Annotated in this window: 7 protein-coding genes; 3 read left to right on the top strand and 4 right to left on the bottom strand. The window is 74.9% G+C overall.

All coding sequences use genetic code 11. The features are described from left to right. Positions 1-714 precede the first annotated feature (714 nt). On the top strand, positions 715-5478 hold the full coding sequence (locus IEZ10_RS12440) for a type VII secretion EssC family protein (protein WP_189246656.1): 4764 nt from the start codon (positions 715-717) through the stop codon (positions 5476-5478). A gap of 140 nt (positions 5479-5618) precedes the next feature. Here IEZ10_RS12440 and IEZ10_RS12445 read toward each other — a convergent pair whose 3' ends face one another. From IEZ10_RS12445 to IEZ10_RS12455, 3 genes are all read right to left on the bottom strand, one after another. Further along, positions 5619-6341 (bottom strand): YqjF family protein, encoded by a 723-nt coding sequence (locus IEZ10_RS12445; protein ID WP_189246657.1) that lies wholly within the window; start codon positions 6339-6341, stop codon positions 5619-5621. Between the two features lie 117 nt (positions 6342-6458). Continuing rightward, positions 6459-6713 carry a hypothetical protein gene (locus tag IEZ10_RS12450; protein WP_189246658.1) on the bottom strand — a complete coding sequence of 85 codons (255 nt, stop codon included), beginning with the start codon at positions 6711-6713 and terminating at the stop codon, positions 6459-6461. A gap of 125 nt (positions 6714-6838) precedes the next feature. After that, complete coding sequence (locus IEZ10_RS12455; RefSeq protein ID WP_179819513.1) at positions 6839-7111, bottom strand: WXG100 family type VII secretion target; 273 nt, start codon at positions 7109-7111, stop codon at positions 6839-6841. 362 nt (positions 7112-7473) lie between these two features. Here IEZ10_RS12455 and IEZ10_RS12460 point away from each other — a divergent pair, with 362 nt between their 5' ends. Together IEZ10_RS12460 and IEZ10_RS12465 are read left to right on the top strand one after the other, a co-directional pair. Beyond that, positions 7474-9228 (top strand): acetyl/propionyl/methylcrotonyl-CoA carboxylase subunit alpha, encoded by a 1755-nt coding sequence (locus IEZ10_RS12460; RefSeq protein ID WP_189246659.1) that lies wholly within the window; start codon positions 7474-7476, stop codon positions 9226-9228. A 137-nt stretch (positions 9229-9365) separates the two neighbouring features. Continuing rightward, positions 9366-10736 carry a hypothetical protein gene (locus IEZ10_RS12465; protein ID WP_189246660.1) on the top strand — a complete coding sequence of 457 codons (1371 nt, stop codon included), beginning with the start codon at positions 9366-9368 and terminating at the stop codon, positions 10734-10736. 227 nt (positions 10737-10963) lie between these two features. Here IEZ10_RS12465 and IEZ10_RS12470 read toward each other — a convergent pair whose 3' ends face one another. Next, positions 10964-11968, bottom strand: a complete 1005-nt coding sequence (locus IEZ10_RS12470) for a LacI family DNA-binding transcriptional regulator (RefSeq protein WP_189246661.1) — start codon at positions 11966-11968, stop codon at positions 10964-10966. Between the last annotated feature and the right edge of the window lie 139 nt (positions 11969-12107).

Here is a 12107-nt window from a genome sequence, read left to right on the forward strand (position 1 = left end):
CCATTATGCGCACCATGCCGATGAAGCGCCGGACAAAAGCCGGGTCCCATGCTCGTTTGATAGGAACAGGTCTGTCAACGGCGGCTCCGGAGAAGCTATCCCTTTCGCCACATGACAGAGGGCATATCCGGGTGATAAGGACATGAATTAATGCGCATATCTACTGTCCCAATATTCCCCTCAGTCTCTGTGGTCCCGGCCGCACCGTTCCATCGCCGGGCGCCGTGCCGTTCCGTCCCGGCCGCCGGGCCACCGCGCCGAAAGCCACGCGGAAAGCCGCGCCGCTCCGTTTCGATCACCGGGTCACCGCGCCGAAAGCAGTACCGTTCCGCCCCGATCGCCGGGCGCCGCGCCGGACGCCGTTCCGGCCGCCGGCCCGCCCGGCCGTCCGGGCCACCCGAACATTACGCCTGGTTTGACGGATTTAAAGGGAAAAATCCCTTTTGTCGGATGTAGCGCCCCCCCCCGGGAGCGAGGGAAACCGCCGGGTTATCCACAGGAAGGCACGACCCGTCCCCAACCCGCTCCCACCCCGAGGAACATCGAATCTCCCATTAGAGACGCCATGACCGGCCGGTAACACCCGACGGTTGTCCACAGGCGGGCACGTTTTCCACATACCGCCCCGGGACCCGCGGCATTGCCGCAAACACCTCGTCCCGGGCGGTTCCCGCTCTGTACCGTGGACCCGGCCCCTGACCGAGGAGAGCGGCGATGCGCATCATGCTCACCGTGCTCGGCGAGCACGCCGACCGCGACGTCGTGATCGAGGCGGACGAGACCACCACGGTGGGCCGCCTGGCGGAGTCGCTCTCCGGGCAGGGCGGCGAGCGGCCGACCAACGTGGTCCGGCTGACCCGCACGAAGGCACCGTACGGCCTGGGCCGTGACGCGGCCGCCGCCGAGCCGCCGGACCTCTGGCTCGACGGCCGCGCCCTCGACCCCGGAGCCCCCGTCCTCGGCCTGCTCCGCGACGGCGACCTCGTCACCCTCGACCGCGACCTGGCCGGTGCCACGATCGCCGAGGAACCCGGCGGCATCGTGGAGATCCGCGTCGTCGGCGGTCCGGCCGCCGGGTCGGTGCACCGGCTGGGCCTGGGCGTCCACGTCGTCGGCTCCGACCCCGCCTGCGCGGTGTCCGTCCCCGATCCGGGGCTGCCCGCCGAGGCCGCGGTGATCCGCCTCACCCCCGAGGCCATCACCGTGGAGCCCGCCTCGGGAGACCGCTCCGCGTCCGGCGCGGGAGACGGGCCCCGCGCGGGAGGCGGGCCGCGCGCGGGAGGCGGGGCCGGCGCCGCGCCGCGCCTGGACCGCGAGCCCCTCGACGGCCCCGCGCCCTGGCCGGAGCACGCCCTGCTGACCTGCGGCACGACCGTGCTGACGCTGACCGCCGTGGAACCCCCCGACGCCCACCTGGACGCCCAGCCCGACGGCGGCCTCGCCTACAACCGGCCGCCCCGGCTCCGCTCCCCCGGCGGCGAGCGGCGTTTCGAGGTCCCGGCCGAGCCGAAACGGGCCGAGGGCATGCGGCTGCAGCTGCTCACCGCGTTCCTGCCCCTCGTGCTCGGCGTCGGCATGGCCTGGGCGCTCAAGCAGTGGTACTACCTGCTGATCGCGCTGATGACCCCGCTCATCATGGTCGGCCAGTGGGTGAGCGACCGGCGGCACGGCCGCAGGCAGTACCGCAAGGAGCTCAAGCGGTACCGGGAGCGGATGCGGGAGTTCGAGGCCGCCGTGGAGGCGGCCCGCGCCGCCGACGAGGCCGAGCGCCGAGCCGCCGCGCCCGACCCCGCGGAGGTCCTGCTCACCGCGACCGGCCCCCGGCGGCGGCTGTGGGAGCGCCGCGACCACGACCCCGACGCGCTGCGCCTGCGCGTCGGCCTCGCCGACCTGCCGGCCGGCCTGGAGTTCGTCCCCGAACGGTCCGCGCCCGCCGACTTCGTCCCGCCCGACCCGCCGGCCTGCCACGCCGTGCCGGTGGCCCTGGCCATGCGGCGGCTGGGCGTCGCCGGCCTGACCGGTCCGCGGCCCCGGGCCGCCGGGCTGGCGCGCTGGCTGGTGGGCCAGGCCGCCGTCCTGCACAGCCCACGTGACCTGGCGATCGTGGTGCTGTCGGCGCACGGCGACGGCGAGGAGCGGTGGAACTGGGTGCGCTGGCTGCCCCACTGCGCCCCGCACGGCGGCGAGGACTGCGTCGCGCTGGTCGGCGCCGACCCCGAGGCCGCGGCCCGGCGGGTGAGCGAGCTGGTCACGCTGATCGAGGAACGGCTCGGCGAGGAGGACAACCCGGCCGCCCGGATCGGCCGCGCCCCGGCGGGCTGGGCCGACCTCGGCGGCGGGGCCGGGGCCGGGCGGGACGAGCCGGTCCCGGTCTACGACGAGCGCCCCTACGACGTGCTGGTCGTCCTGGACGGCGCGCAGGTCCTGCGCGCCCTGCCCGGCATGCCGCAGGTGCTGCGCCAGGGCCCGCGGGCCGGCGTGTACACCCTGGCGATCGACGACGACCAGCGGCTGCTGCCCGAGGAGTGCGCCACCGTCGCCGACGTGGCCGCCGACGGCACCGTACGGCTGCGCGGCGGCGGGCTGGACGGCATCGGCGGGATCCTCGCCGACCAGGTCACGGCCACCTGGTGCGACCGGCTGGCCCGGGCCCTGGCGCCACTGCGCGACGTCAGCCGCGACGACTCCGCCGCGGCCCTGCCCGGCTTCGCGCGGCTGCTCGACGTGCTGCGGCTGCCGTCGGTGTCGGGCGAGGCCCTGGCCGGGCGCTGGGGCCGGTCCACCGAGGCGCTGATCGGCGTCGGCCCCGACGGGCCGTTCTCGGTCGACCTGCGCGTCGACGGCCCGCACGCCCTCATCGCCGGCACCACCGGCGCGGGCAAGTCGGAGCTGCTGCAGACGCTCATCTGCTCCCTCGCGGTGGCCAACCGGCCCGACGAGATGACGTTCGTGCTGATCGACTACAAGGGCGGCGCCGCCTTCAAGGAGTGCGTACGGCTCCCGCACACCGTCGGCATGGTCAGCGACCTCGACGGCCACCTGACCCAGCGGGCCCTGGCCTCCCTCGCCGCGGAGATCCGGCGGCGCGAGCGGCTGCTGCTGTCCGCCGGGGCCAAGGACATCGAGGACTACCACGAGCTGCGCGACGCCCAGACGGCCCGCGCCTCCCGCGACCTGCTCGTCGCCGGGGGCGGCGCCCCGCTCACCCCGCCCACGCCGCTGCGCGGCCGGGGCGCGCAGTTGCCCCCGCTGCCCAGGCTGGTGCTGGTCATCGACGAGTTCGCGGCCATGGTCACCGAGCTGCCCGACTTCATGACCGGGCTGGTGGACATCGCCAGGCGGGGCCGCTCGCTCGGCATCCACCTCGTCCTGGCCACCCAGCGGCCCGGCGGCGTGGTGACCGCCGACATCCAGGCCAACACCTCGCTGCGGATCGCGCTGCGGGTGACCGAGGCCGCCGAGTCCTCCGACGTCATCGACCGGCCGGACGCCGCGCACATCCCCAAGTCGGCCCCCGGCCGGTGCTACGTCAAGTCGGGCGCGGGCGCGGCCGTCGCCGTGCAGACCGCGCGGATCGGCGGGCGCGGACCCGGCGCGACGAGCGAGGTCAGGGCCCGGGTCACCGAGGTCGGCTGGCGGGCCCTGGGGCACCCGCCGGCCGTCCCGGACGCGGCGGCCGAGGGGGCGGCCGTCACCGACCTGTCCGTGCTCGCCGACGCCCTGGCCGACGCCGCCCGCGTCGCCGGCGTCCCCCGGCAGCCGAGCCCCTGGCTGGAGCCGCTCCCCGACCTGGTGGTCGCCCCGGGTCTCCCGGAGCCCGAGGGGGCGGCGCCGTACCGGCCGGGGAAGGAGGAGGTGCCGCCGCTGGCCTTCGGCGTGACGGACCTGCCGTGGGCGCAGGACCGGCGGGCGCTGACGCTGGACCTCGCCCGCGGGGGGCACCTGCTGCTGGCCGGCTCCCCCCGGAGCGGGCGCTCCACCGCGCTGCGCACCCTGGCCGGGGCGATCGCGGCGGGCGCGTCCCCGGAGGACGTGCACCTGCACGTGATCGACTGCGGCTCGGGGGCGCTGCTGCCGCTGATGACGATGCCGCACTGCGGCGCGGTGGTGACCCGCGACCAGCTCGACCGGGTCGAACGGCTGCTGACGCGGCTGCGCGCCGAGGTCGGGCGGCGCCAGCAGCTCCTCGCCGAGGCCGGTCACGCCTCGCTGGCCGAGCTGCGCGCCGGCTTCACCGGCTCCACCGGCTCCACGGCCTCCCCCGGCCTCCCCGCTCCTCCCGGCGAGCGGCCGCCCTGGCTGGTGCTGATGCTCGACCGGTGGGAGGGGTTCGTCGCCGCGTTCGAGAACTACGACTACGGCCGGCTCGTCGAGGCCATGATGCAGCTGCTGCGCGAGGGCCCGGCGGTCGGGCTGCGCGCCGTGGTGACCGGCGACCGGTCGGCGCTGATCGGCCAGATCTCCACGGTGTTCGACGACCGGCTGATCCTGCGGCTGGCCGATCCGGCCGACTACGGCCTGGCCGGGCTGCCGGTCAAGGACCTGCCCGCCGCGCTCGCCCCCGGCCGCGCGGTGTCGGCCGGCGAGCACGGCGTCGTCGAGCACCAGATCGGGCTGCTGTGCGACGACCCGTCCGGTCCGGCCCAGGTCGCCGAGCTCCAGGCGCTGTCGCGCGCGATCCCCGCCCGCTTCGGCGGCGACCGGGCTGTGTCCCCGGCGGCCACCGCGGCGGGCGCCGGCCCGGCCCCCGTCGCGGCCGGGCCCGCCGGATGGGTCTGGGACGGCGAGCCGCCGCTGCGGGTGGACGCGCTGCCGACCCGGATCACCGCGGCGCAGGCCATGGCACTGGCGCCGTCGCACGAGCCGCCCTCACCGCTGTGGGCCCTGCTCGGCGCCGGCGGCGACTCGCTGACCCCCATGGGCTTCGACCTGCTGGCCCACGGCCCCGGCGCGGTCGTCGCGGGCCCGCCCCGGTCCGGCCGGTCCTCGGCGCTGGTGACCGCCGCCCGCTCACTGCTGGGGCGCGGCACACCGGTGATCGCGGTCGCCCCGCGGCGCAGCCCGCTGCGCGACCTGGCGGACGTCCCCGGCGTGGTGGCCGTCCTCGGCGCGGACGGCGACCTGGAGGGGGCCGTCGCCGGGCGGGAACGCTACGTGGTCGTCGTCGACGACGCCGAGCTCGTCTCCCCCGACTCGCCACTGGGCACGGCCCTGGAGCAGGTGCTGCGCACCGGCCGCGACGGCGAGCACGGGCTGATCGTCGGCGGGGCCACCGGCGACCTGACCACCGCCTACCGGGGCTTCGTCGCCGAGGCCCGCAAGTCCCGGACCGGCCTGTTGCTGGCGGTGCAGAGCCCCGCCGACGGCGACCTGTTCACGATCCGGCTTCCGCGCGGCGCGGTCGGCGGCCCGCCCGGCCGGGGCCTGCTGGTCACACTCGGCTCGACGACCCCGATCCAGACCGCCCTGCCCGGCTGAGCCCGGCCGGGCGGCCCGGGACGCGTCCGGCGGTCCGCTCCGGCGGCTCTGGAGACGTCCGGAGGTCCGCTCCCGGCGGCGTCGGGACACGTCCGGCGGTTCGGCCGGGGCAGCCCCGGGAGGCAGCCGGTCGGCGCGCGTCAGCGGACCGGGTGCCACATTCCGACGGCCACCGGCACACCGGGAGAAAAGTGCAGGAGCGGCGGGTGGTCCGGGGCGGGCAGCCCGGCCACCCGGACGAGGCTCTGGTCCAGGCGCTCCAGCCGGGCCTCGCGCAGCGGCCACGGGGGATGCTCGACCTCGGCCGAGGCCAGCGTGCCCGCGAAGAGGGTGAACAGCCGGTAGCGGGCGGTCAGGAAGATCGCGGCCTCGTCCGGGGCGTCCAGCGGCGGCCCGGTCTCCACGTCGGCGTCGCAGTGCCCGCCCGGCTGGAGCGGCCGGTGCCTGCGGCAACGGTAGCGGCGCCACGCGCCGTCCACCCGCACCGCCATGTCCGACCAGAAGTAGGGCAGCCCGTAGGTGAGGCGGGCGCCGAGGGCGGCCGGGAGGCGGCCGGCGTCCAGCGAGTAGAACCAGATCCCGGCGCGGCCCCGCTCGTCGCGCACGTAGGTGCGCAGGTTGGTCTCCGGGAAGCGGGACAGCCACGGCAGGGCCGGGATCCCCGGCGGCCGCACCCCCTCCAGCAGGAATGGGGTCAGGCTGACCCACGCCGCGCCGTCGAAGGTGTCGGCCTTCAGGCCGGGCGGCAGTGTCGCCTGGATCAGCTCGGCGGGGTAGCGCCAGTGGAGGAACGTGATGTGGGACCAGCGGTGGTACATCACCGGCCGGTCCACTCGCGGGGGCGGAGGCGGTGAAGGGGACATGGCCGGTTCCTACCCCGATCCGGGCCGTTCTGTCCGGCGCGCCGCGACGCTGTCAGACGAAGAGCTCGATCTCGCAGCGGGCGGTGTTCTCCCGGGCGAGACGGGCGTCACCGGTGCTCAGCGGGCAGGAGAGCGTCTCCGCGAGCGCGATGTTCTCCCTCTGTCCAGTTCCTCGATGACGTCCTCTGCGGAGAAGGTGTCGACCGCGTCGGCGGCGGCACGGTCCAGGATCCCTTCCAGGCTGGGGCGGCCCGCGTCGGAGACGAGCCTGCTCAGCAGGTACTCCTGCAGGGACTGCTGGGCGCGCATGGCTTGCCCCCTGTAGGTGAGGTAGACCTCGTCCGGAACGTTACGGAGCTGAATGGTCGTCATAGCGCTGCTTCAGCGCAGAAGCGCTGAAGCAGCGCTATGACGACCAGGCCGGCAGGTGGCCGACACGCCGCGGCGCCGCTCCCTGTGCCGTGGTGTCCGGGGAACGGCGCCGAGGCCGGGTCGGATCAGCGGGTGGCCGACTCGATGTTGCCGCGGTAGGTGTTGATGACCCGGGACGCCTCGGCGAGTTCCTCGGACATCCGCTGGAAGGCCGCGCGGTAGTTCTGCCAGGCCTCGCTGAACCGCTGGGCGCCGGGACCGGTCCAGGCGGTGCCGACCTTGCCGGCCTCCCGGTCCAACGCGGCCATCGTGGCCCTCACCTGGTCCGCCTGCTGGGTGAACTGGGTGGCCATCTGCTGCATTTCCGCGGGATTTCCGCCGAGCAAGTTCTGGCTCATGCCCGTCTCCTTCGGGATCGGTGTCGGGGATCACCAAACGAAATCACGATAAGCGACCGGACCACAATGATTTCCCGAATATGCGCAGCGGCTATGGATCTTCCTTCCCACCCGAAAGCCACCCGAAAGCCCCCCGAATGGCCGCCGCGGTTCTCACCCGGTTTCTCACACCGGTTCGCGTGTCCCGGGGACGGCCGCCGGACGGCGGGGCGGCCGGCGGCCGGCGAAACGGTCACCGGACCGAGCAACCCGGACGAGACCCGGCGATCAGATGACGCTTACACTCCGTTGAAGGCCCGCCAGGCCGATGCTCCATCGACAAGGCCCGCCAGGCCGTACGAACGCACGAAGGGAATACGTCGGTGCACAAGGTCCTGATCGCCAACCGTGGTGAGATCGCGGTGCGGATCGCCCGCGCGTGCAGGGACGCCGGACTGGCCAGCGTCGCGGTCTACGCCGACCAGGACCTCGACGCGCTGCACGCGCGGGTCGCCGACGAGGCGTACGCGCTGGGCGGCCAGTCCCCGGCCGAGACCTATCTGGACGTGGACAAGCTGCTGCGCGTCGCCCGCGACAGCGGCGCCGACGCCGTCCACCCCGGCTACGGCTTCCTCGCCGAGAACGCCGCCTTCGCCCAGGCCGTCATCGACGCGGGCCTGACCTGGATCGGCCCGCCGCCGTCCGCGATCACCGCCCTCGGCGACAAGGTCCAGGCGCGTCACATCGCCCAGGCGGTCGGGGCGCCGCTGGTCGCCGGCACCCCCGACCCGGTCTCCGGCCCCGAGGAGGTGCTGGCCTTCGCCGCCGAGCACGGCCTGCCCATCGCGATCAAGGCCGCGTACGGCGGCGGCGGGCGCGGCCTGAAGGTGGCCAGGACCGCCGAGGAGATCCCCGACCTGTACGACAGCGCCGTCCGTGAGGCCGTCACCGCGTTCGGCCGGGGCGAGTGCTTCGTCGAGCGCTACCTCGACCGCCCCCGCCACGTGGAGACCCAGTGCCTGGCCGACGCCCACGGCAACGTGGTGGTGGTCTCGACGCGCGACTGCTCGCTGCAGCGCCGCCACCAGAAGCTGGTCGAGGAGGCCCCCGCGCCGTTCCTGACCGGCGAGCAGGTCGAGCTGCTGCGGTCGAGCTCCAAGGCGATCCTGCGCGAGGCCGGCTACGTCGGCGCGGGCACCTGCGAGTTCCTCGTGGGGCAGGACGGCACCGTCTCCTTCCTGGAGGTCAACACCCGCCTGCAGGTCGAGCACCCGGTGACCGAGGAGGTCGCCGGCGTCGACCTGGTGCGCGAGATGTTCCGGATCGCCGACGGCGAGCCGCTGGGCTACGACGACCCGCCGCTGCGCGGCCACTCGTTCGAGTTCCGGATCAACGCCGAGGACGCCGGGCGCAACTTCCTGCCCGCGCCGGGCACCATCACCGCGATGCGCGTCCCGTCGGGGCCGGGCGTGCGGCTGGACGCCGGCTACGAGGCCGGAATGACCGTGCCGCAGTCCTTCGACTCCCTGGTCGCCAAGCTGGTCGTGACGGGCGCGACCCGCGAGCAGGCGCTGCAGCGCGCCCGCCGGGCGCTGGCGGAGTTCGAGATCGAGGGCATGCCGACCGTGCTGCCCTTCCACCGCGCCGTCGTCGAGGACCCGGCCTTCACCTCCGATCCGTTCTCGGTGCACACCCGCTGGATCGAGACCGAGTTCGCCACGCCCATCGAGCCGTACTCCGGCCCGGTGGCCGACTCCGGCGCGCCCGCCGAGCGGGAGCACATCACCGTCGAGGTCGGCGGCAAGCGCCTGGAGGTCGTGCTGCCGGCCGGGTTCGCCGCGCCGGCCCCGGCCCGGGGCGGCGTCAGGCCGCCGCGGCGGGGGAACCCCGGCGGGTCGGGCAAGAAGACCGTGGTCGGGGGCGACAGCCTGGTCAGCCCGATGCAGGGCACCATCGTCAAGGTGGTGGCCGCCGACGGCGACACCGTCGCGGCCGGCGACACCGTCGTGGTGCTGGAGGCAATGAAGATGGAACAGCCGCTGACCGCGCACAAGTCGGGCACCGTCACCGGCCTGTCGGCCACGCCCGGCCAGACCGTCACCGCGGGCGCCGTGATCTGCGACATCAAGGACGCCTGACCGGGGTCCGCCGGCGGCGCGGAGGACGCCGCGCCGCCTCGGGCGCCCCGCGGGACGCCTGGAAGGGATACGGTCGGGAAGTGGGGAACTCTGACGTCCGCTTGTTCGTCCTGAAGGGCGAAGGAGGCTTTCTTGCCGTGACCACGACAAAAACCGCACCGGGCCGACTCGGCGCCGCGCTCGTCGCGATGCTCGCCGGGCTGCTGGCCGTCTTTATGATCGCCCCGGCCGCCCACGCCGCGGCGCCCGACCCTGGCACGATCGCCGCGGGTCTGACAGACGGCGACCGCTTCTACGCGGACCCCGCCGCAGACATCCCCGGGAACGCCGCCGACAAGATCCGCGGCACCGTCGAGCAGAACCCCTCGGTCTACGTCGGGCTGCTGCCGGAGGGGTCCGTCACCAGCGCCTCGCAGGCCAGGACCCTGCTGACCTCCATCCGCAAGGACGTCGGCGGCAAGTCCACCATCCTGCTGATGAGCGGCAAGACCCCGTTCGGCGTCTCCAACATCAAGGGCGTCGACGTCGACGAGCTGCTGGGCCGGGCCAAGACCAGCTCCAGCCCCACCGACAACGTGGTCAACTTCGTCAAGCTGGCCGGCGACGCGGCCACCGGCGCCGGGCTCGGCTCGGGTTCCGGCTCCAGCTCCTCCTCCGGTTCCGGAGGCGGCGGGGGCGGCGTCCTGGTCGGCATCCTGGTGCTGGCCCTGGCCGGTGGTCTCGGCATCTTCTTCTACTCCCGTAAGAAGAAGCAGCAGCGCGAGGCCCGCGAGGCGGCGGAGCTGGCCGCGGTCAAGCAGACCGTGGACGAGGACGTCACCAAGTTCGGCGAGGAGATCACCGACCTCGACACCGACGTCAAGCTGCTCGGCGACGGCGCCCAGCACCAGCAGGACTGGCAGCGCGCCCTCGACTCCTACGAGCGGGCCAAGGTGGAGCTGGACGCGGTCAAGCGCCCCGACGAGCTGCGCAACGTGACCTCCACGCTGGAGGAGGGCCGCTACGCCCTCGCCTGCGTCAAGGCCCGCGTCAACCACCAGCCGCTGCCCGAGCGGCGTTCCCCGTGCTTCTTCAACCCGCAGCACGGTCCGTCCGCCCGCGACGTGCGCTGGGCCCCGCCCGGCGGCGCGGTGCGCGACGTCCCGGCCTGCGCGGCCGACGCCGAGGCCGTCGAGCGCGGCTTCGAGCCGCAGACGCGCCAGGTCATGGTCAACGGCGGCTACCGCCCGTACTACGAGGCCGGCCCCGCCTACCAGCCCTACGCCTACGGCTACTACGGCGGCTTCGGCGACATCATGACCGGCATGCTCGTCGGCACCATGCTCGGCGGCATGATGGGCGGCGGCTGGGGCATGGGCGGCTACGGCATGGGCTACGAGCAGGGCGTCGCCGACGCGGGCGGCGGTGCCGACTTCGGCGGCGGCGGAGACTTCGGCGGCGGCGGCTGGGGTGACTTCGGCGGCGGCGGAGACTTCGGTGGCGGCGACTTCGGTGGCGGCGACTGGTGACCCGCCGGTGACCGGTTGACGACCGCCTCCTGAGACGGTGGAGACGGGCGCGTTCCCCGCGTGGGGACGCGCCCGTCTCCATGTCCGGACCTCACCCGCCCGTCTCCGCCCGGCACACGTCCGCGGCGCCGGGTTCGCCGGGCGGCCGGGCTCCCCGCCCGCCGGACGGCCGGGCGCCGCACCGCCGGATTCGTCGGACGGCCGGGCGCGTCCGCGCCGCCGGACGGTCAGGTGCTCCCGCGCACCGTCAGCCGGGGGGCGAGCAGGGTGGCGTCCGGTACGGCGGCGCCCTCCAGCTTGGCCATGAGCAGCCGCACCGCCTCGCGGCCCACCTCCTCGGCCGGGACCAGCACCGACGTGAGCGCCGGGCCGGCTCGCTCGGCGATGTCGTCGGGGCAGATCGCCACCACCGCGACGTCCTCGGGGACCCGCCTGCCGTACTGGCGCAGCGCCCCGAGGACGTGGCCGACCGCCGCCTCGTTGTGCACGACCAGGGCCGACAGTCCCGGCCGTGTCTCCAGCAGCCGCCGCACCGTCTCCGCGGCCTCCCCGAAGCCCTCCTCGCACGGCAGCGCCGTACCGGTCATGCCGTGTCCGGCGACGGCCTCGGTGAACCCCTCCCTGGTACGGCGGGCGAACCCGGTGCCGCGCTCGTAGACCACCGAGGGGGCGCCGAGCAGCGCCACCTCCCGGTGCCCGCGCTCGGCCAGGTGCTCCACGCAGAGCGCGCCTGCCCGGTGGAAGTCGAGGTCCACGCAGGTCAGCCCGGCCGCGTCGGCCGGGAAGCCGATCAGCACGCTCGGCTCGGCGAGCTCGCGCAGCAGCGGCACCCTGCTGTCGTGCAGTTCCACGTCCATCAGCACCAGGCCGTCGGCCAGCGCGCTCGCCACCGCCCTGCGCAGCCCCTCGGCCCCCTCGTCCGCGGTCAGCAGCAGCACGTCGTGGTCGTAGCCGCGGGCCGCGGTGACCACCGAGGTGGCGAACTGCATCAGCACCGGGACGTGCATCCCGGCCCGCAGCGGCAGCACCAGCGCGATGACGTTCGCCCGCCTGCTGGCCAGCGCCCTGGCCCCGGCGTTGGGGTGGTATCCGAGCGCCCGCACGCTGTCGAGGACCCGCCGCCGGGTGTCGGCGGAGATCGACCGCTTCCCGCTGAGCACGTAGGAGACCGTGCTCACCGCCACCCCGGCGTGCCGGGCGACCTCGGCGATCGTCACCGTCCGGCCGCTCATGCGCCTCCTCGCCCGCCGCCCCGCCCGAAGGCCGGGAGGACACGCCCGCCGCCCGGGGAGACACCTCCGTCGTCCCGTTCGCTCCGGCCGGGGGCGCGGGGGACGCGCCCGCGGGCGCGCCGCGCCGTCCGCTCGCCGC

It is taken from the genome of Streptosporangium pseudovulgare (assembly GCF_014648055.1).
GTDB lineage: Bacteria > Actinomycetota > Actinomycetes > Streptosporangiales > Streptosporangiaceae > Streptosporangium > Streptosporangium pseudovulgare.